Raw genomic sequence first — 19229 nt, forward strand, 5'->3', positions numbered from 1 at the left:
GACACGCCATGACCGACACAACATTGACCCCGATCCGGTTTGAAAACGGCATTTGGGTAGGGATTCTCACTGGCGCAAATACCCCCGAGATTGAGGTTTTGTATCTGGGGGAAGCGGTGCCGGGTGCTGAAATTGTCCCGGAAGGCGACGGGTGGCAATTTAGCTTTCCGGTTCCGGTTTCAGCGTTATCCGAGGGTGTGCATACCTTTGTAATCTGCGATTCCAAAACCGGGCAGAAACTGGAGTCCTTCTCGGTAATTGCAGGGTCTCCGGCTTCCGATGACCTGCGTGCTGAAATCAACTTATTGCGCGCAGAGCTGGACATGTTGAAACGTGCTTTCCGTCGGATGCATAACCCAGATCAGTGATCTTGGTGATGGGCTGACGCCAACTGAATAGGTAATTATCCTATCAATTCAGCTTTTTCCGTGCATCATTAAGGTGTCCGGATCAAGCGGGGTGACCATCTTTGGATCGCAAGAGCATAATAAAGGTCATCACTCTGATGGTGACGGCTTTTGGCATCGGCATCGATTTTACCGGTGCGCTGATGTTGGTTCCGGCCATCGAAAACAGCTTTGACGCTGATATTACCAGCACCCAATGGGTGTTGAATATTTACGCCCTTTTCTTCGCCATGACGATGGTCGCCGGTGGCCGCCTCGGCGACATGTACGGTCACCGAAAGGTAATGATCATCGGGCTGTCGATCTTTCTGTTTGCCTCGATGCTATGCTTCGTATCGCCGGGACTAGACTATCTGATCGGTGCTCGCGCATTGCAGGGGATTGGTGCGGGGTGTGTCTGGCCCTGCACTCTTGCCTTTGGTGCCACGAAAGTTTCCAAGCCGGAACATCGTGCTCTGGTCATGGGGCTGATCCTTGCTGGGGTTACCACAGGCAATGTCTTTGGTCCTATGATCAGCGGCGCAGTTGTCGATCTGGGTGACTGGCGGTTGTTCTTTTTGGCTAACGTTGTGTTTTCGAGCATCTCGATGGCTACGGCGATCTTTTTGATGGAACGGGAGACCCAGCACAAAAAGGGCGAACATATCGATTTTGCCGGCATGGGCATCTTGTCCTTTGCCGTTTTGCTACTGCTTTACGGTCTGGACGTGGGCGCGGACTGGGGCTGGACCTCGGTCCCGTTGCTGTTGTTGTTTTTTGTCAGCGCGGTGTTGTTTGGGTTGTTCCCGAGGGTCGAAAAGCGGGTGCAAGAACCGCTGCTGTTGCCTCAGCTGATGCAGAACCGAGAGTTTCTGATCACGCTGGGCCTTAATATGTTTAATGTCTCAGCAGCCTTCGTCGGACTGCTCTACTTTCCTCAATACATGCAGAAGGTGCTGGGTTGGTCGGTATTTCAATCAGCCTTAGGGCTTGCGCCCCTGACGGGTCTGTTAGCCGTCGGATCCATCCTTTCAGGGACACTGTACAATGATTTTGGCCCCAAGCGGCTGTTGTTCTGGGGATATCTCTCTGCCACTGCAGGTGCGGCGAGCATCGTTTTGATGCCCGCAGGCTTGGGCTACTTCCAGATCCTTCCGGGAATGGCGCTTATAGGTCTTGGTGCAACCTTGACCGTCGGGCCGTCGGGCACCGCAGCTGTCTGTGCCGTCAAACCCGAACGGGCGGGTTTAGTAGGCGGGCTGAGTTTCATGACCCATCTGGTGTACGGTGCGATCTCGGTAGCATGTGCAACCGCTATTATGTATGTCACCAGCCTTTCCAGCTTGCGTACCCAGCTAAAAGCGGCTGGGATAACCATGTCGGAAGCTGATCTAAAAATTGTCAACGGCGGCACGTTAAACACGGATTCAGCTCAGGTAGTCATACAGAAACTAAGTTCTGCTGAGGCCGAAAAGGTTAAATCCGCAGTTGCGACCGCTTTTGACACCGGCATGAACATGGCTTTTGTCTTTGCCACACTGTCGGTCGCATTCGGGATCATTCTGGCAGTGATGCTGGATGAACAGAAGCTGCACAAAGTCGAAAGCTAGCCCACCCTGACCAAAAAAGGGCCGCTGTCAGCGCGGCCCTTTTCCTATTGTTCCTATTATTGGGATGGCCCAGTAGGCGTGAAAGCGGACAATCCTTTGAGGATATCGATGGCATAGGCCAGCTGATAATCCTGCTCCCGAAGTTCGGCGGTTTTTTCCGCTTTTTCACGGTCCTCTTCGATCTGTCTGATTTCATCCTCGCTGAGGCTGTCATTATTCAGACTGCCACGCAAATCGGCCTCGGACCGTGTGCGGGCGTTTGCCTCTTCATCGTCCTCGTTTTCAGGCACCGGACGCGGTTGTTCGACGATGATGTCGGGGCTGACACCCAGCGCCTGGATCGAGCGACCAGATGGAGTGTAATAACGAGAGGTAGTCAGGCGCATGGCCCCATCGCCGCGCAGCGGCATCACCGTTTGAACCGATCCTTTGCCGAAGCTTTTGGTACCTACAACGATGGCACGATGGTGATCTTGCAACGCGCCGGCAACGATTTCCGATGCCGATGCCGAGCCGCCATTGATCAGAACCACGATTGGTTTGCCTTCTGCCAGATCACCGATCGTGGCGTTGAACCGCTCGCCATCATTCGGATCACGACCTCGGGTCGAAACAATCTCGCCCTCGTTCAAGAACGCGTCCGATACCTTGATCGCCTGTGTCAGCAAACCACCGGGATTATTGCGCAGGTCCAGCACGATGCCGTTGACATTTTCGAGGCCGCCAGCTTCTTCGATCTGTTCCTCTAGACCTGCCTCCAGATTTGGGTAGGTCTGATCATTAAACGTGGTGACACGCAATACGACGCTGGTGCCTTCGGTGCGAGCGCGTACCGCTGTCAGCTTGATGGTGTCGCGGATAATGGTGACGTCAAAAGGTTCCTGTTCACCTTCGCGCACAACGGTGATTACGATCTCGGATCCGACCGGGCCGCGCATCAGTTCAACTGCCTTATCGAGCGTCAGGCCAAGAATGCTTTCGCCGTCTACATGGGTGATGAAATCGCCTGCCTCGATCCCGGCCGCATCTGCGGGCGTATCGTCGATGGGTGAGACGACTTTGACAAAGCCATCTTCCTGCGTGACTTCAATCCCCAAACCTCCGAACTCGCCACGGGTTTGAACGCGCATCTGCTCGGCGTCATCTGGTGAAAGATAGCTGGAATGCGGGTCGAGCGAAGTCAGCATTCCATCAATGGCGGCCTCGATCAGTTCTTCAGGCTCGACCTCTTCGACATATTGGGCACGGATGCGTTCGAAGATGTCGCCAAACAGATCCAATTGCTCGTACACGCTGGCTTTGTTTTCAGCCTCTTGCGCCAACAAGGGACCCGCGATCTGAGTTGTTGCGATCAACCCTGCCAGGGTTCCGGCCGCGCCGGCGATCAAAAATCTCTTCATACTCGTCTATCCATCCTTTTCCGTCTGGAACCACGCTTCCGGGTCCACGGGAGAGTTGTCTTGTCTTACCTCTATATAGAGCGTTTCTGACCGGTCAGTTCCAGTGCCATCACTGCTTGTTGACATAATCGCGCCTATTTCGGGCATTTCACCGGGCATCAAGCCCACCGGAGTGCCTTCGGGAATCACTTCTCCGGTCTGACCATAGACTTCTTGCAGACCCGAAAAAACGAACAACAACCCGGGTTGGGGCTCAAGGATCACAAGGTTTCCGAGATCCAACAACGGACCGCGATATCGGATTGTTGCCTCGGTTGGCGTCGTAACCAATGCGCGGGGCCGAGTGCCAAGGACAAGACCGGAACGGGTAACGCCTGCGGCATCCGTTTCACCGGCCCGATGTAGCAGAACACCTTGCACGGGTAAGGGTATCTGACCTTTTCTATCCGACACGCTGGCCCGAGACTGGGCTATTTCACCGGCTGATATCTCCGAAAGACCGCTGGCAAACCCATCAAGTGTTTCGGTAGACGAAATCAGGATTGCCGTTCGCACGGGGTCCTCGACAAAGCGGCGTGGAAGGTCCGTGCGATCCGCGATGGCTTCGCTCAGTCGGGTACGCGCATCCTGAACGCCGGTCAGGCCTTCGGTCAGAGTATTGGCAGCGTTCTGCTGCAACTGCCGCAGGGTTTTAACCTCTTGCAGGTCATTGGCCAAAGCCTGAGCTTGTGCATTCAGTCCCGGTGTGACCTCAGACAGCATCATGCCTGTCCGCGCCGCTCCAAGGGGGCCGGACGGGTGCAGCATCAGAACAGGCGGTGCGGTCGTCTCGATCGTCTGGAGAACGCCGAGCAATTGCGCAATTTCCTGTTCGCTTGCCCGCAGTTCTGCACTGAGTTGAACTTCTCGCCGAGCGGCCTTACGCAAGCCCTCCCGCATGGCCGTCAATCCGGCTTCAAAGGCCTGAATTGTCTCGGTCAAGGCGCGTACACGATCACGCGCGCTATCAGCTTCGGTCAAGGCAACCGAGGCCTGCTCAAGCATCTGAGCGGCCTCTAAAGCAGCCTGTCCCGGATCGCTTTTGACCTGAGCTGGCGCTGCCCAGATCAGCAACGCAGCAACAGAGGCCATCCGCCTCATGTCAGAAGGCTTTCTCCGGTCATTTCCGGAGGTTTGGGCAAGTTCATCAGTTCGAGAATTGTGGGCGCAAGATCAGACAACCGCCCATTTCGCAAACCAATGCCGTTAGAACCCCCGACCAGGGCAACCGGAACCGGATTGAGAGTATGTGCTGTATGCGGGCCACCCGATTCAGGATTAACCATGACCTCGCAATTGCCGTGATCGGCTGTGACAATCATTGCGCCGCCCACCGCGCGCAAAGCGGCAACCACTTCGGTCAGGCCCTGATCCACTGCCTCGCAGGCCTTGATAGCGGCCTGAAGATCGCCCGTGTGGCCGACCATATCCGGGTTGGCGTAATTGGTGACAATCAGATCGTACCCCGCCTTGATCGCCTCGACAAACTTGGCGGTAACTTCGGCCGAAGACATTTCAGGCTGCAAGTCATATGTCGCCACTTTGGGTGACTTGGGCATGTACCGATCTTCACCGCATTCGGGAATTTCCTTGCCACCGTTCAGAAAAAAGGTGACGTGGGGGTACTTCTCGGTCTCGGCCAGCCGGAACTGACGTAAGCCCTGTTTGGCAACCCATTCACCCAGCGTATTTACGATATCACGCTTGGGAAATACGGTCGTCATGTAGGCATTGTGGCCGTCAGAATACTCCACCATACCCAGCAGGGCCGACAAGTGTGGGCGGGAGCCAATGTCGAATTCTGCAAATCCCGGCTCTCCAATCGCGCGTAGGATTTCACGGGCACGGTCAGCGCGGAAGTTGAGACAAAACAACCCGTCCCCATCCTTGAAGCCGTCATAGTCACCCAGAATGGTCGGGGTGATGAATTCATCTGTTTCGGATTGGTTATATGCATGATCAACAGCGGAATGTGCGGTCGTGACCTCCCGCCCCTGCCCCTTGATCATCGCATTATATGCCTCGGCGACGCGTTCCCAGCGGTTGTCGCGGTCCATGGCGAAATAGCGCCCGCTGACCGTAACAAGCCGCGCCCCTTCGGGCAGACGGTCTTCGAGTTCGGCAATGTAAGTGAACGCAGATTTTGGCGCGACATCGCGCCCATCAGTGATGGCGTGCAGCACCACCGGAACGCCAGCCTCGGTAATGGCCTTCACCGCAGCGACGATGTGGTTCAGATGCCCGTGCACACCACCATCCGAGATCAAACCCATCAGATGCGCAGTGCCGCCAGCTGCTTGGACCTTTGAGATAAAATCTTGCAAAGATCTGTTGTCGAAAAAGGATCCATCCTCAATCGCCAAGTCGATTTGCCCAAGGTCCATAGCCACGACGCGACCGGCACCGATATTGGTGTGACCTACTTCGGAATTCCCCATTTGACCACTGGGCAGACCAACATCAGGCCCATGCGTGATCAGTGTTGCATGAGGACCTTCAGCCATGATCGCGTCAAAAGTTGGCGTATTCGCCAAATAGGGCGCGTTGGCGGCAGTGTCGTCTGACAGGCCCCACCCATCGAGAATACATAGAACAACAGGCTTGGGCGCGGTCATTGGGATCTCCGGTTACTGCTCTTGGCCCATCTTCTATCCCTTGCCCGCCCGAGCGTGAACCGCCTTTTGGCAATCGGAAGCTAAATCTGTGGTCGCACAGGCGACCTGGGGCATTCCTAGCCTTCCATTTGCTCAAGCGCTTTCTTGGCGCGCTTACATTGCAGCTGATCGCGCAGGGGGCTGTCGGGATCAACATCCTTTTGGCAGACCACACATTTGTCAGCGCCCGAAATTGCGTTTAGCCCGCCGCAGCTGCCCTTGATGGTTTTACCCATCAACAAAACGCCCAAAGACATGCCAACCACAATGATCAACAAAAGAATGAATGCCAAAATAAAGGTGCTCATTGCGGTGTCCGCCCTTCAGTTCGATCCCAGCGTTTCATTGAATGCGCTGCTTTGTACCGTGATATACGCATCTTCGCCTGCTGTCACATCACGCGAAATGAAGAACACGGCAAGATTATGCTGCTCGGCCAGTTTTAAGCCTTCTTCCTGTCCCAGCGCCAGCATTGCAGTGGCCCATGCGTCGGCCAACATCGCATTCTCGGCCAGCACAGTGACGGAAGTGGTGCGGTGGGTGATCGGGTAGCCAGTTGCGGGGTCGATGATATGCGAATACCGCACTCCATCCTGCTCGAAGAAATTCTTGTAGTCACCCGAGGTGGCCATCCCCAAATTGTCCAGCGGAACAACCAACTGAACGCCTTGCGCCCCAGTTTCAGGTTTTTCGACGCCAATGCGCCAGCTTTCGCCTTTGTCGTTTTCACCCTGGGCGACAAGATCCCCACCGATCTCGACCATATAGTTTTCGATACCGGCCTCTTGCAAAGTCCCCGCCACCGCATCGATGCCGTAACCTTTCGCTATTGCAGACAGGTTGATTCCAACAGCAGGTTCGGATTTGGTCAATGTCCCGGCGGCGCGATCAAGCTTTAGCAGCCGGGCTTGACCTACCGAGTTGAGCGCCGCGCGAACATCGGCCTCAGCCGGGATGGGGTCTTCTGGCTTGCGCGGGCCAAACCCCCAAAGCTCGATCAGTGGTCCAAGTGTGACATCGAACGTCCCGTTGCTTTTCGCATGCACGTCATTTGCGGCCTCAATCACCAGAGCGAATTCTTCTGAGACCTGAACCGGCCCGGTGTCGGTAGAGGCGGAAAAAGTCGACACTTCCGAATTCGGGTCCCAATTGGACATTTTTGCGTTCACGCGCGCCAATGTGTCCTGTACTGCTGTACTAAGTGCGGCTTCGTCCAGATCGTCACCAATGGCTGTGATGTTGAACGTTGTACCCATAGTTTCGCCTGACAATCGGACGACATCGGGCTCCTTGTCAAAAAGGCAGCCGGAAACAAAAAGAGTTAGGGCCAGAGCCGTCAAATGACGCATGGGGCGATCTCCTGGAAAAGCCGTGTCCGGCATATGCCAGTGGGCCCAATCAGAGTCAAACCGGGCTTAGAGTTTCAGCGGTACGAAGCCAAGCACAAGCAAACCGACGGCGGCCGGAATCCCAAACAGCCAAGCTCGTTTTTGCCATCCGGGAGGCTGTTGCTTCCATAGTTTTCTAAAATTATGCCCGCAAATTACTACACAAAAGAAGATCAGGGCAGCCACGGGCGGGGTCAGGTACAGTTGGCTCACGTGGCAAGATTTCCTTGTGAAGTGGCAGAGTTGCGCCAGTTTGTGAATTTGCACCCTATACAGAGTTCCTCCCTGCGCTAAGGTGAAACAGACAGCCAATTTCTGTGAAAGAGGAGACCGCCCATGGCCCCAAGCTCTTACCAGCCCCCGACACGCGGCGACAAGGGCGAGCCCACTACCCGTAGCCAAACTATCGAGTCGAATTTGTCGCATACACAGTCAACCGTGGCCAAACTTCTGGAAGGCAAAGGGGATGCAGTGTTTGCGGTGCGACCCAACGATACAATTCATGCCGTTGTGGACACTCTGAAGGATAAACATATCGGTGCAGTTGTCGTGACCGATCAGAATGGTGCGCTGCAGGGCATTTTGTCAGAGCGCGATATCGTGCGGCGCATGGCAGACACTCCGGGCCAGACGCTTCCGCAATCCGTCGAAGACCTGATGACACGCGAGGTCCATACCTGCGCTCCGGAAGACCGTCTTATGGATGTGCTGAAAACCATGACCGAAGGCCGTTTTCGTCATATGCCGGTTCTGAGCGATGGCAACTTGCAAGGAATCATAACCATCGGCGACGTGGTCCATTTCCGGCTGAAAGAGCTGGAATATGAAGCTCTGAAAATGAAGCAGATGATTGTCGGCTAACTGATCTTAGGTCTCATAGTATTGGGAATACGCCCCATAGGCTTGGCCGTTGGCGGCATCAGTCGTCTTTCCCAGTTCGGACATTACCAGACCGGTTACGTGCAGATTGACGCTTGAAAGCTCTCGCAGCGCTTGTAGCACCTTTTCACGACTGGTGCGTGAGGTCGCGACAGACAGCAGGATGGCATCAACGGATTGCCCGATTACGCGGGCATCCGGCACCGCTAAAACCGGAGGGCTGTCGATTATAATGTGGTCATATTTATCCCTGAGGTCGGTCAGCAGGCTTCGAAACTCGGGTGAAGAAAACACGTCAGCCGCACTACGCGTACTTTTTTCTCCCATAAGAATATCGACCCCGATCCGATCGTCCCGGCAGATCACATCTGACAATAGTGTTTTTCCGGAAAGCGCGGTAATCAATCCACCGTTGGGATTAACCTCAAAATAAGACTGAAAAGACAAACGCCTGATGTCCGCTTCGATTAAGAGGACGGACCGACCTAACCCAGCGAGATTGTAAGCCAGAGCGATAGCGGTTGTCGTTTTTCCTTCGTCAGGAACCGAAGACGTACTCAGAATGATTTGAGGAGGCTTTTGGGCATTCCCCAACAGTAACGAGGTCCGAAGGTTACGAGCGGCTTCGGCCAGTGGGGTTGTTGGGTTGATTGCCAGATAGTCGACCAGTTGATTGCGCACACGGATTGGTGCTTGGGGAATATGACCCAGAACACGATAGTCAGTGGCAGTTTCTAGTTGAGCTGCCGTTGGTAAAGAGGCTCGTTGACGCTGCCGCAACAACACGATGCACGTTCCCAGTGCGGCACCAGCCAGAGCCCCCAGAACGACCATACGAACCGTACGCGGAGCGACCCGCTCGCCAGGCGGCGCGGGTGAAACAATCCTACTGTCGGCCGCTTGCAGACCCCGTCGCAGCGCGGTCTCTTTCAACCGAGACAGGAAAGTTTGATGCAGCAGCTCTGTTGCCCGGGCTTCACGATCAATTTGTTGCAGATTGACCAATGCCTTGGTTTGAATTTCATACTCTGCTTCCAACTGCTTGAGGGCGTCCTTTAGCGATGTGGAGTGTCGTCTGGACAGTGCCAGATCGTGCTCGAGCGACTCACGCAGCTCGACCTTTCGGTTTTCAAAGGCGACGACAGCAAACTGATCACCATTGCGGGCAGCAGTTAGGTGCCGCTTCAGTGTGGCGTCATCGATCGCGGCTTCACGATTATCGGCATCCAGGTTTGATATAATGTCAGATTGTTGGACAATGCGCCGCTGCTCTTGTGACAGTGCTGACAAGCGGGATTTGGTCTCTGAAATACGCACAGCCAGACTTTCGGCCTCGGACAAAACGACCGACGCATTCAACGCCTGAACAGCATTGTTCTGACGTTCTATTTCTTGTTCCAACGTTGCTACGCGTTCGGACAACCACCCAACAGAATTGACAATGTCGCGCTGCTTTTCCTCAACCTGTTTTTGTATGTAGAGGGTCGCCAATGCATTGGCGATGGACGCAGATTTCTCGGCGTCTTGGGCGCGCGCGCTCAAAATCAATGCGTTTGAATTGTGCACCCGCTCGATTGTAATTGCGTCGGCAGTTTTTTCCGCAGTCGAATTTAGTGCGGTAGGAGTGTTTTGTGTGGTCCCGACAAATGACAGGCGCTTTCGCAATAACGGATTGAATTCAGCGTCGTTGATCAGGTCAAGGCGCAAGACCAAATCACGCATCATCTGGTGCGATCGGATCACCTCAATTTCCGTGTTGATCGCAGAAATGTCGCTGTTCAACCCGCCTAACCCTGCAGCCGGTCCATTCAACTCATCTACGCCAGGGTCGAAAACAAGTGTGGTTTCCGATTGGTAGACGGGTTTGACGACGTACAAGGCACAAACAAGCGCAAGAACCACGCCAATCAAAACAGACAATGCAATCGTCCGTTTTCCTGACCATATCAAGGTGAGCAGATCCAGCAAATCTCCGGGCTCATCTCTTTCAGTTTCTGCTCTGTGGACGGAACGACGTACTCTATCTGATCCTTTGGCGAACTTTGACATTTCACCTGCCCTTCAGACCCAGAACGGTCTGAACCGTACGGCAGAAAATTCGGATATCCTGAATCATACTCAAATGATTGATGTACTGTATGTCCGCTCGCACCTTGGAGGTGATGGTCGCGGAGTTTTGCGCATAGCCGATCTCGGTCTGCGCTAAGCCGCTAATGCCAGGCCTAATGCAGTACCGGGACCGATAGCCGGGAATATGACGTTCGTAGTACCGAGCATGATGGACGTAATCCGGGCGAGGGCCGATCAAACTCATCTCGCCTTTCAGCACGTTGATGATCTGAGGCAACTCGTCAATCCTGCAACGACGCAACAAGTGGCCGAGTACAGTGATCCTATGGTTTTCGATGGGGTCGAAAGGTTTGCGTTCAGTCTGGAGACCTGGTCTCATGGAGCGAAACTTATAAGCAACAAATGGCCTGCGCTCTTTTCCCATTCTAATCTGGGCAAACAACAATGGCCCCTTGTTCAGTATCGGATTGAGGATCAACAGTATTGCCGCCAATACAGCCAACAGCGGCAAAAGTAGTAGCGAGAAACTGACGTCCGTACTCCGCTTTATCGCGAAGAAAACGCGATGGGGATCGGTATTCCTGTCGAAAAATGCCACCGGGCTGTCTGGAGGCAATACGACGAAGTCGTAGTCCGGCATTCTTGTACCCTCTGCTTTGAAGATCACAACGCAAAGCAGGTTCCTTCGCGCCTTCGACAGGCTGAGGGTCGCAAGAGATTGGTAAATTTTTGGTTAACCTTAACAGCGCGTTAGCAAATTGTTCTCTGATAGTGATCTGCTAGCTGACCTTTGACCAATGCGAGTGACATAAATTTACTCACTACGCTGTCAATCAGCCTGTCGAAATAAACCGAGTGCTCCCGGATGAAACCTCAACTGCGGTTAGGCGTCCGGTCGCAAATGCACCAGTATCAATTGAAATAACACCGTCACCCACGCGGGGAGCGGCAATGATCGTGTGGCCGTGAACCACCCATTGTCCGTCGTTACGCCTGCTTGTTGGAAACTGACGATGCCCCCAAAGGCAGGTCTGTCTGTATTGATTTTCAATTGGGCGGGACGGATCAAGAGCCGCATGAACTGCAGTAATATTACCACTGGTCCAAGTCAGAGGACGCGATTGCAACCAGGTCAGGAGTTCGACTCCCATAGCCTCGCGCAGCCGGTTTGCAACTGCGACGGTTTCGGATTCGTCGAGTGCATGGTTAACGCCGGTTACACCAAAGGACGCCAAGGTTTGCATGCCTCCGTTCCTTAGCCACAGGCGGCAGCTGTATTCGGGTGTGTCCAGGAATTGCAGCAGCATTTCCTCATGGTTTCCCATAAGGCAGGTAATCTGGCGGTTGGTACTCGTGTCGAGGTGATGCAGATGTTGAAGAACCTGCGCGCTTTGATCTCCGCGGTCGATGTAATCCCCGACAAAAACAACTGGGCAGTCAGAATCCAAGCGGTTCAGGAGCGTTTGAAGCAGGTCAAGCCGCCCGTGGATATCGCCGACTGCGTAAAACCGCGCGGCGGGTAAAAGCATGGGGAAATTACCGTCGTTTGGCGCGGCTTTCCTGAACAGATTTTTGATCCAAGTCGGTTTCATTTGTCTCGATCAGTAACCTGCTGTGCGACCAGGGGCAATTGTCTCGTGCTGCCATGCGTGAACAGAGCCTTAATCCAACGAACGAGCAACGCAGGGTTGATTTGCCCTAGTGTGGCGCTCGTTAAATATCAGGAGATTCCCATGCCATCGGCCACCTACAAACTTGCAGCTGGTTGGAGCGCGACCAACCGCCATACCGCCGCTTCCGATCAGGATATACTGCTTAGCAATGTCAGTGGTGCCACTGTTCGTTTAGAGATCACTCAGGAGGACACTACTCCCGCGCTGGATGCCGCGCTTGGCCATCCAGTGCAGCCAGGCAGATCACTAGCGTTGCAAATGAAATCGGGTGAACGTCTGTGGCTGGTGGGCGACAACGCTCAGGCTACCGTTCTGGTTGGTTGAGCTATGAAGCCAGGAGGTAGATTTATTGGCGGCCGGTTCGCATACAGCAGCCGAAACGAGCCCGAGCATGATCCACGAGCGGCATATGCAGTAAACGCCTTACGCCCGGATGTTGTTTCAGATTTCCGGCGGGGCGTATTCGCTGGTGCAAACTCGTCCGGATTTGACAACTTGTTTGCATTTTCACGAGTAACCGGCGGAACTTATACGAATGCATCGGGTGTTCTATCATGGGCTGCGCCTGGGGAACCGCGCCTGGATCACCGGCTGATGGATGGTCAATGGGTCAGTCACGGATTGCTGTTAGAAAGCGAAGCACGTGAGAATATGTTGCTCCGGTCGGCGGACCTCGGGCATTCGGATTGGACGAAAACCCGGTCTAGCATCGTAGCGGATGATGGTGCGGCACCGGATGGGTCAATGACGGCCAGTCGGCTGGTTAGTACCACCTCCACGTATGATGGGGCCGTCCGGCAATCTGCCAGTTATATGACCGGTCAGCTGCTGAGCTTTTCGATTTATGCAAAAGCGGGTGATCGGGACTATGTGTTCTTGCGCGAACGGACTAATGGCTTTGCAAAAGACAGCTACTTCAACCTTCGGCAAGGCGTTCCGGGAACAGTGAATTCGGTCCACACCGCTGCAATGCATGATGTAGGAAACGGTTGGTTCCGATGTTCCATTACCGTCGAAGCAACACGGACCGCTGCGTCGGATTTTGAGGTCTACAATTCACAGGACGATCTGAATACGGCGTCCTCCCAACCCGGCTTCACCTATATTTGGGGCGCACAACTGGAGATCGGGTCTTCTCCGTCTTCATATATTGCAACGCAGGATGTGCCGGTCGCGCGTGCGGCGGATACGCTGGAATTGCGATCAACGCACGTGGTTGATCCAGTGATCTCAAACGCCGTTTCGCTGGCTGTCGAGGGTGGCGTTGATATTGTTGCGGGCTCAGGGTTGGTCAGAATACTTGATTGGTCAAACGACACCGGTGATCAGATCACGTATCAAGTTTCGGCCGAAGCACCCAACTTTGGTCAAATTGAGTTGATTCAGCGGGCCAATGGTACTGCCACTAGCCTTGCGACGGCGGTCGGAGAAATTGGCCCGAACCGTAAAGCGCCATTTGCCATCGCGTCGCGCCATTCAAGTTCTGAGTTCACCCTATCCGCCGCCGGTACAGTCAGCGCCCCGGGCCTTCCGAACTTGAAGCAGAGCGCTTTAAGTCTGGGGCCCGACATGATGGGGCATATAGCGCTATTGCGCCTGTGGGCCAAAGATATCGGGCCTGTGGGTCTGCAATCGGCCTGACCGCGCCTCAGGCTAGTTCAGGGTGTTGAATTTTATCGACAATGTCCGCTGGCAGAGTTGTGCGCACCTGACGTCCCATTACCTGGATCAGTAGGTGCAACCGCTCTTGCTGATCCAAATTGTCAATGCGCGAAACAAGGCCTGCGAAGGGGCCCGACAAAATACGCACCCGGTCTCCCTGGCTCAGGTGTTCGGCTGTTTGCAGCAAGCCGTTCGGGTCACATCTTGACTGCAAACTTTGCATAAAATCAGTAGGTAATGGGGTGGGTCTGTTCGCGGCATCGGTGATGATCCGCAAAACGCCACGAGTTGCGTTGATGGCCTGCCATCCGAAGGCGTGAGGGTTGAAACGAACAAAAAATATATCCGGGAAAAAGCGGCCGCACTTCGGTTTTCAGGCGCCCGCGACGGCGAAAGGTTTCCATCCGTTTGGGCGAGAAACTGTCGAACCCTTGCCGGGTCAGGTTGCGTTCAGCAATCAACTGCATGTTTGGGCGCAGCTGAGCGGCAAACCAGTTTTCCGGATCCGGTTTCGCATCGGCGGGGGAGCGAAATGTCATGCTGATACCTCGTGTTTTCAGAGAATTGTAAGTTTATCCGGCTGTTAATTCAGCACTGATCAGAGTGAGAAGAACGGAACGCTCAGTCAGGGAGTGGTGATGTGTCTGTGGTGTATGGGAAGGCGATGCGGGCACTGACGTGGCTTGTTTTGGCATTGATGTGGTGCCCGCCGATAGCAGCGCGGCCCGGCAATCCGCAGATCGTACATATTGTAAAAAATGATCTGGGTGGCAGGATCGATCGCCGCGCGGCCTGGGTTGAAACTCTGCGGACCCGAGGTGATCGGGTCGAAATTCGCGGTCGGGTTTGTTTTTCTGCCTGCACCCTTTTTCTTGGGGCAAGTGATGTATGCATTGGCGCAGAAACTGTGTTTGGGTTTCACGGACCAAACCTGTGGGGGCTACCGCTCGATGAAAAAAGCTTTGAATACTGGAGCAACGTGATTGCCGACCATTACAGCCCGGCGCTGCGTCATTGGTATATTGAAGTCGCCCGGTACCGCCTGCACGGATTTTACCGCCTCTCCGGACGTCAGATGATTGAATTGGGCTACACGCCATGTCGAGACGGCTATTGAGCACTTAATTTCGCCCTGTACTGTTTGTTGCCGAAGGCGAGGACGACGCTCCCGCAGCCGCGGCGACGGCTGCGCCAAGCCCCAATGTCGGGATCAGTAAGCCAACCACATTGGTGGCACCTGGGGTAATCTCAGGGGGCGTGTTTCGTGGCGCCCTGGATTGTCGGTCGCAAACAACCCTGAGGCTGCCGTCGCGCTTCCAGCTTGCCCTTTTGATCTTGGCTCCACCACAGGCATCGAGGCTACGAGCCGTATCAATTGCCGCACTGTTTTGCGCCAAGACCGGATTAGCCGGAATGCAGCTGCAAATTGCCAGGATGAGCATTTTGGATCGCATCAGGTCGCCTCAAGAATTTTCTTGAGGTTCACGCGAAATGGTTAACAGTCCCCTAACTCGTTAAATTTTCAGAGCTGAATGACGATACCTATTTGAAACAATGTATAAAAAATGATCGGTGGGTGAAATTTCATTCCCAAAATCAACTTTAGCGATTGAAATTTTGTCGTTTGCCTGCCAAGTTTGCGCCATGACTCATGCACAACCAGAAGGCTGACCCAAGTCTCTTCCGGTGCGGTAGCCGTTAATCAGGCAAATCTTCATAAAATGACTCAAAACGACTCGCAGGTTAATGCGGCATCGATCACTGGCAAACAGCTTCGAGCGGCTCGGGGGGCTTTGAACTGGTCCGTCCGGCGCCTGGCGGAACAATCGGGTGTTGGGGCTGCAACCATCACCCGCTACGAAGCCGTCGACGGAGTACCCCAGTCCCGCAAGGATAACCTGCAAAAATTGCGTAATGTGATTGAAGATCAAGGCATCCGTTTTGTCAGCGATCGAAGGCTGTCCTATGGATTGCTGTTTGATATTCCGAACGTGCAGAGCTGAGCTAATAGCCCCAAAATTCAATGAAAATCTCTATCGTTACTCCGATCTTGAACCGGGCCGACACTATCCGGGAAACACTGCGGTCAGTATCAGTACAAACCTATGGCAATATTGAACATGCTGTTCAGGATGGGGGCTCAACGGACGGGTCGCTGGATGTTATAAACAATTGGAACGGGTCTCATCCGGTCCGTGTTCACAGTGTTGCCGACCAAGGACTGTATGACGCTGTGAACAAGGGCATTTCCAGATGCCGCGGAGATGTCATTGGACTGCTTGGCTCTGACGACGTGCTCGCCGATCCTAAAGTAGTGGCCGAAGTCGCGAATGCCTTTTCGGACGAAACCGTGGATGGCGTTTACGGAGACCTGGACATGATTTCCGGCTCAGGGCGTGTTTTGCGTCACTGGAGGGCAGGTCCTTTCTGGCGCGACCGGATGCGTTGGGGCTGGATGCCGCCCCACCCTACCCTGTATCTGCGGCGCAATGTGTTCGAGCGGTTGGGTGTCTATGACACAACGTATCGAATTGCCGGAGATTACGATGCGATGCTGCGGTGGATCTGGGCAGGTGGCATCCGATTGGCTTACGTACCGCGTGTTTTGGTCAAGATGCGTCAGGGTGGCGTCAGTACCGGGTCACTTTCGGGGCTCATTACAAAGACGCACGAGGATTACCGGGCATTGAAGCGGAATAACGTGGGGGGTATTGGCGTGCTCGCAGCCAAAAACCTACGAAAAATCAGTCAGTTCTCGGCCCTGATCGGAGACAGCGGTCATTAAAACCCTGTGGTACCTGCCAATTTCGGTCGCGCTGGTTCTGTGCGTGCCAAACGTGAGTTTCGCCGAACCACAGGTGCAGACGACTTATAACACCTTCGGCTACCCGGGGCTTGTCGAGATGCCAACGGCACTCAGTCGGCCGGACGCCGAGTTGGCCATGAATTTCAGCCACTTTCGCAATACGACACGCACAACATTGACCTTTCAGGCAACGCCGCGCCTTTCGGCTAGTCTGCGATATTCCGCGCTTCGGGACGTAAAGGGGAACACTTCCGGCGCGGCCGTACAGGATGAGGTTTTCGACCGCAGTTTCTCGATCCACTACCGGTTTCTAAACGAAACCCGGCGTCGTCCAGCGCTGGCAGTTGGATTGAACGATTTCTTGGGAACTGGGATTTATCAGTCGGAGTATGTGGTGGCTTCAAAGACAGTACATCCACGGCTGCGTATTACCATGGGCATGGGATGGGGGCGCCTGGCCGGTGTCGGCGCATTTCGAAATCCTCTTTCCTACGTGTTTGGAAGTCGGATGGACACTCGGCCGGGACGCGAAGGCGACGAAGGTGGCACCATTCAGTCGCAAAACTGGTTTCGAGGACCAGCTGCCATGTTCGGTGGGGTAGATTGGCAGGCCAGCGACAGGTGGAAGCTGATGGCGGAGTATTCGTCGGACGCTTACCCGCAGGAGGACGGAACCGCGTTTGACCGAAAATCCCCGATCAATATCGCCGCGCAGTACCGGTTGCGCCCAAATGCGCATGTGGCACTGACGTATCTTTACGGGTCAGAGCTGGGTGTGAACCTGACCTTGGCACTCAACCCCAAAAACCCGCCCTTCGGCGGGTCGCGCGACAAGGCGCCGCCTCCGGTTATGGTTCGCGGAATGAACTCTCAACCAGCGCGAACGACCGGGTTGGGCGTACAGCGCCAACTGGCCGCTGGTTTGCAGAGTGAAGGATTACGTCTGCGCGCACTGAACATTCGCGGCCGAACGGCTCATGTTACTTTTGGGGGTACTTCGCGGACCCGAACCGCGCAGGACATCGGCCGAACGGCTCGGGTGATGACCCGCACTCTGCCGCCTGAAATCGAGCAGTTCCAGATCACTCCGACCGTGAGTGGACTAACACCAACACGCGTTACTCTGCGTCGTTCCGACTTGGAATCATTGGAACATGATCTGGATGGTAGCTGGTCCACCTATGCCCGCGCGCAGATCTCGGAACCAGAGCCTGCAATCTCTGGTCCCAATGCGGCCTTCCCGGTCTGGGACACCGGACTCACGCCATACCTGCAACCTGCGCTCTTCGACCCGGACGAACCCGTGCGGGTTGACTTCGGCATTCAGGCTTCGGCTCAGGTCGAGGTTGCGCGAGGTCTCATCCTGCGTGGTATCTTGCGGCAGCCTTTGGTGGGCAATCTGGATCAATCCACACGGCAGTCGGATTCAACCCTTCCCCGCGTTCGCAGCGACGGGGCGCTTTATGATGCCGAGGGCAGCCCCGCAATCACCGAACTAACGGCCGCCTATTATTACCAAACCGGTTCAGACCTGTTTGGCCGTGTCACTGCCGGGTATCTGGAGCCGATGTTTGGCGGTCTGTCAGCCGAGCTGCTTTGGTTCCCCTTCAAATCCCGCGCCGCATTCGGGGCCGAATTGAACTATGTGCGGCAACGGGACTTTGACCAGCTGTTTGGCTTTCAGGACTACTCGGTCGCGACAGGGCATGTGTCTGGCTATTGGCAATTGCAGAAAGGCTATCACCTGCAAGTCGACGCCGGACGCTATCTAGCGGGAGATTGGGGCTCGACTGTCACCCTAAACCGTGAATTCAGGAACGGTTGGCGCGTCGGTGCTTTTGCTACCTTCACCAGTGCTTCTGCTGCCGAATTTGGCGAAGGGTCCTATGACAAGGGCATTGTGGTCACCATTCCGATCGATTGGCTTTCGGGCGCGCCCAATCGGGATGACTTCACCACTGTTCTGCGTCCGGTTCAGCGCGATGGCGGTGCGCAACTTGAGGTGGCCGGGCGGCTTTACGACACAGTTCGAGGCCTGCGCGAGCAAGACCTGCGAGCGAATTGGGGGCGGTTCTGGCGATGAACCGGGTGTTGGCGCTGTTGTTGCTTGCCGCCTGCGCGCCGCAGAAGGATGATCCACGCACATTGCTGAGTCGTGCGCAGTTGGACGATTTGGGGCAACCGACCTTGCTAGTGGAACTGCTCGAGCTCAAGGTCGCCGCAACGCTTGCCCCGGTAGGAGAGAATGCGGACGTGATCAGCTGGGCCTCGGGCGACAGGGCGTCATTATCTTTTCGACAAGGGGTTTTGGTGGCCACCCGTGGACTCGGTGCCGACCTGATGAGCGCCGATGTGACGGGGACACTGGCCATGCTCGAGGGGGACGAGAACGGTTACTACATTCGCCTGAATTCTTACCTCGATGGTGAATATCAGACTTCATTTCGAGCGTATCAGTGCAAACGCGGCGCCGTCCGGAGCGAAGAAATTATCATCCTTGACCAACCACACTCCACCATGCGGATCGAAGAATTCTGTACGACACCCGGCCGGACCGTGACCAATATCTACTGGGCCGGGTCAGACGGGTTTCTGTGGAAATCCCGGCAATGGGTCAGCGACCTTGCCGGATATGTGTGGACCGAACACCTGGTCCGCTGAG

The 19229-nt window shown here is 54.9% G+C and carries 20 protein-coding genes; 10 read left to right on the forward strand and 10 right to left on the reverse strand.

The window, feature by feature from the left end:
* Positions 1-8: 8 nt before the first annotated feature.
* The gene (locus AC2TDA_RS15250; RefSeq protein ID WP_480879541.1) at positions 9-368 is read left to right on the forward strand and encodes a hypothetical protein; all 360 of its coding nucleotides are present in this window, start codon (positions 9-11) and stop codon (positions 366-368) included.
* Between the two features lie 101 nt (positions 369-469).
* On the forward strand, positions 470-1996 hold the full coding sequence (locus AC2TDA_RS15255) for an MFS transporter (protein WP_480879542.1): 1527 nt from the start codon (positions 470-472) through the stop codon (positions 1994-1996).
* Between the two features lie 56 nt (positions 1997-2052).
* On the opposite strand, the gene AC2TDA_RS15260 is transcribed toward AC2TDA_RS15255, so the two are convergent.
* From AC2TDA_RS15260 to AC2TDA_RS15280, 5 genes are all read right to left on the reverse strand, one after another.
* Positions 2053-3396 carry a S41 family peptidase gene (locus tag AC2TDA_RS15260; protein WP_480847418.1) on the reverse strand — a complete coding sequence of 448 codons (1344 nt, stop codon included), beginning with the start codon at positions 3394-3396 and terminating at the stop codon, positions 2053-2055.
* Between the two features lie 6 nt (positions 3397-3402).
* Positions 3403-4527 carry a murein hydrolase activator EnvC family protein gene (locus AC2TDA_RS15265; protein WP_480879859.1) on the reverse strand — a complete coding sequence of 375 codons (1125 nt, stop codon included), beginning with the start codon at positions 4525-4527 and terminating at the stop codon, positions 3403-3405.
* A 5-nt stretch (positions 4528-4532) separates the two neighbouring features.
* A complete protein-coding gene (gene gpmI / locus AC2TDA_RS15270; RefSeq protein ID WP_480879543.1) occupies positions 4533-6050 on the reverse strand; it encodes a 2,3-bisphosphoglycerate-independent phosphoglycerate mutase in 1518 nt (505 codons plus the stop codon).
* Positions 6051-6166: 116 nt separating this feature from the next.
* The gene (gene nqrM / locus AC2TDA_RS15275; RefSeq protein WP_480847413.1) at positions 6167-6397 is read right to left on the reverse strand and encodes a (Na+)-NQR maturation NqrM; all 231 of its coding nucleotides are present in this window, start codon (positions 6395-6397) and stop codon (positions 6167-6169) included.
* Between the two features lie 15 nt (positions 6398-6412).
* Positions 6413-7438 carry an FAD:protein FMN transferase gene (locus AC2TDA_RS15280; RefSeq protein WP_480879544.1) on the reverse strand — a complete coding sequence of 342 codons (1026 nt, stop codon included), beginning with the start codon at positions 7436-7438 and terminating at the stop codon, positions 6413-6415.
* A 375-nt stretch (positions 7439-7813) separates the two neighbouring features.
* Here AC2TDA_RS15280 and AC2TDA_RS15285 point away from each other — a divergent pair, with 375 nt between their 5' ends.
* The gene (locus tag AC2TDA_RS15285; protein ID WP_480879545.1) at positions 7814-8338 is read left to right on the forward strand and encodes a CBS domain-containing protein; all 525 of its coding nucleotides are present in this window, start codon (positions 7814-7816) and stop codon (positions 8336-8338) included.
* Positions 8339-8344: 6 nt separating this feature from the next.
* Here the strand turns inward: AC2TDA_RS15285 and AC2TDA_RS15290 are convergent, their stop codons facing one another.
* From AC2TDA_RS15290 to AC2TDA_RS15300, 3 genes are all read right to left on the reverse strand, one after another.
* Entirely contained in the window at positions 8345-10405 is a 2061-nt protein-coding gene (locus AC2TDA_RS15290) for a GumC family protein (protein WP_480879546.1), read from the reverse strand.
* Position 10406: 1 nt separating this feature from the next.
* Positions 10407-11066: a sugar transferase gene (locus AC2TDA_RS15295; protein ID WP_480879547.1), complete on the reverse strand. Its 660-nt coding sequence runs from the start codon at positions 11064-11066 to the stop codon at positions 10407-10409.
* Between the two features lie 193 nt (positions 11067-11259).
* Positions 11260-12018: a metallophosphoesterase family protein gene (locus AC2TDA_RS15300; protein ID WP_480879548.1), complete on the reverse strand. Its 759-nt coding sequence runs from the start codon at positions 12016-12018 to the stop codon at positions 11260-11262.
* A gap of 141 nt (positions 12019-12159) precedes the next feature.
* On the opposite strand from AC2TDA_RS15300, the gene AC2TDA_RS15305 reads away from it, so the two are divergent.
* Both AC2TDA_RS15305 and AC2TDA_RS15310 read left to right on the forward strand, forming a co-directional pair.
* A complete protein-coding gene (locus tag AC2TDA_RS15305) occupies positions 12160-12423 on the forward strand; it encodes a hypothetical protein (protein ID WP_480847403.1) in 264 nt (87 codons plus the stop codon).
* A 270-nt stretch (positions 12424-12693) separates the two neighbouring features.
* Positions 12694-13740 (forward strand): phage head spike fiber domain-containing protein, encoded by a 1047-nt coding sequence (locus AC2TDA_RS15310; protein ID WP_480879549.1) that lies wholly within the window; start codon positions 12694-12696, stop codon positions 13738-13740.
* Between the two features lie 7 nt (positions 13741-13747).
* On the opposite strand, the gene nusG is transcribed toward AC2TDA_RS15310, so the two are convergent.
* Together nusG and AC2TDA_RS15320 are read right to left on the reverse strand one after the other, a co-directional pair.
* Positions 13748-14038, reverse strand: coding sequence for a transcription termination/antitermination protein NusG (gene nusG, locus AC2TDA_RS15315; RefSeq protein ID WP_480879550.1), 291 nt, complete (start codon positions 14036-14038; stop codon positions 13748-13750).
* Positions 13989-14300, reverse strand: a complete 312-nt coding sequence (locus tag AC2TDA_RS15320; protein WP_480879551.1) for a transcription termination/antitermination NusG family protein — start codon at positions 14298-14300, stop codon at positions 13989-13991. The genes nusG and AC2TDA_RS15320 overlap by 50 nt, the downstream gene beginning before the upstream one ends.
* A gap of 101 nt (positions 14301-14401) precedes the next feature.
* Between AC2TDA_RS15320 and AC2TDA_RS15325 the strand changes: the two genes are divergently transcribed.
* The 5 genes from AC2TDA_RS15325 to AC2TDA_RS15345 all read left to right on the forward strand — a co-directional run bounded on the left by AC2TDA_RS15325 (position 14402) and on the right by AC2TDA_RS15345 (position 19228).
* Positions 14402-14878, forward strand: a complete 477-nt coding sequence (locus tag AC2TDA_RS15325) for a hypothetical protein (RefSeq protein ID WP_480879552.1) — start codon at positions 14402-14404, stop codon at positions 14876-14878.
* Between the two features lie 604 nt (positions 14879-15482).
* On the forward strand, positions 15483-15764 hold the full coding sequence (locus AC2TDA_RS15330) for a helix-turn-helix domain-containing protein (protein ID WP_480879553.1): 282 nt from the start codon (positions 15483-15485) through the stop codon (positions 15762-15764).
* 20 nt (positions 15765-15784) lie between these two features.
* Positions 15785-16546 carry a glycosyltransferase family 2 protein gene (locus AC2TDA_RS15335; RefSeq protein WP_480879554.1) on the forward strand — a complete coding sequence of 254 codons (762 nt, stop codon included), beginning with the start codon at positions 15785-15787 and terminating at the stop codon, positions 16544-16546.
* Positions 16547-16598: 52 nt separating this feature from the next.
* Positions 16599-18650, forward strand: coding sequence for a YjbH domain-containing protein (locus AC2TDA_RS15340; RefSeq protein ID WP_480879555.1), 2052 nt, complete (start codon positions 16599-16601; stop codon positions 18648-18650).
* Positions 18647-19228, forward strand: a complete 582-nt coding sequence (locus AC2TDA_RS15345) for a YjbF family lipoprotein (protein ID WP_480879556.1) — start codon at positions 18647-18649, stop codon at positions 19226-19228. Before AC2TDA_RS15340 ends, AC2TDA_RS15345 begins: the two co-directional genes overlap by 4 nt.
* Position 19229: the final 1 nt, after the last annotated feature.

The sequence above is a fragment of the Ruegeria sp. HKCCD6426 genome, from assembly GCF_057221115.1.

Excerpts from the sequence above, each read along its gene's own strand:
- AC2TDA_RS15250 (WP_480879541.1), top strand. The coding sequence starts at position 9 with ATGACCGACACAACATTGACCCCGATCCGGTTTGAAAACGGCATTTGG.
- AC2TDA_RS15260 (WP_480847418.1), bottom strand. The coding sequence starts at position 3,396 with ATGAAGAGATTTTTGATCGCCGGCGCGGCCGGAACCCTGGCAGGGTTG.
- AC2TDA_RS15265 (WP_480879859.1), bottom strand. The coding sequence starts at position 4,527 with ATGGCCTCTGTTGCTGCGTTGCTGATCTGGGCAGCGCCAGCTCAGGTC.
- gpmI (WP_480879543.1), bottom strand. The coding sequence starts at position 6,050 with ATGACCGCGCCCAAGCCTGTTGTTCTATGTATTCTCGATGGGTGGGGC.
- nqrM (WP_480847413.1), bottom strand. The coding sequence starts at position 6,397 with ATGAGCACCTTTATTTTGGCATTCATTCTTTTGTTGATCATTGTGGTT.
- AC2TDA_RS15280 (WP_480879544.1), bottom strand. The coding sequence starts at position 7,438 with ATGCGTCATTTGACGGCTCTGGCCCTAACTCTTTTTGTTTCCGGCTGC.
- AC2TDA_RS15285 (WP_480879545.1), top strand. The coding sequence starts at position 7,814 with ATGGCCCCAAGCTCTTACCAGCCCCCGACACGCGGCGACAAGGGCGAG.
- AC2TDA_RS15290 (WP_480879546.1), bottom strand. The coding sequence starts at position 10,405 with ATGTCAAAGTTCGCCAAAGGATCAGATAGAGTACGTCGTTCCGTCCAC.
- AC2TDA_RS15295 (WP_480879547.1), bottom strand. The coding sequence starts at position 11,066 with ATGCCGGACTACGACTTCGTCGTATTGCCTCCAGACAGCCCGGTGGCA.
- AC2TDA_RS15300 (WP_480879548.1), bottom strand. The coding sequence starts at position 12,018 with ATGAAACCGACTTGGATCAAAAATCTGTTCAGGAAAGCCGCGCCAAAC.
- AC2TDA_RS15305 (WP_480847403.1), top strand. The coding sequence starts at position 12,160 with ATGCCATCGGCCACCTACAAACTTGCAGCTGGTTGGAGCGCGACCAAC.
- AC2TDA_RS15310 (WP_480879549.1), top strand. The coding sequence starts at position 12,694 with ATGGATGGTCAATGGGTCAGTCACGGATTGCTGTTAGAAAGCGAAGCA.
- AC2TDA_RS15320 (WP_480879551.1), bottom strand. The coding sequence starts at position 14,300 with ATGACATTTCGCTCCCCCGCCGATGCGAAACCGGATCCGGAAAACTGG.
- AC2TDA_RS15330 (WP_480879553.1), top strand. The coding sequence starts at position 15,483 with ATGACTCAAAACGACTCGCAGGTTAATGCGGCATCGATCACTGGCAAA.
- AC2TDA_RS15335 (WP_480879554.1), top strand. The coding sequence starts at position 15,785 with ATGAAAATCTCTATCGTTACTCCGATCTTGAACCGGGCCGACACTATC.
- AC2TDA_RS15345 (WP_480879556.1), top strand. The coding sequence starts at position 18,647 with ATGAACCGGGTGTTGGCGCTGTTGTTGCTTGCCGCCTGCGCGCCGCAG.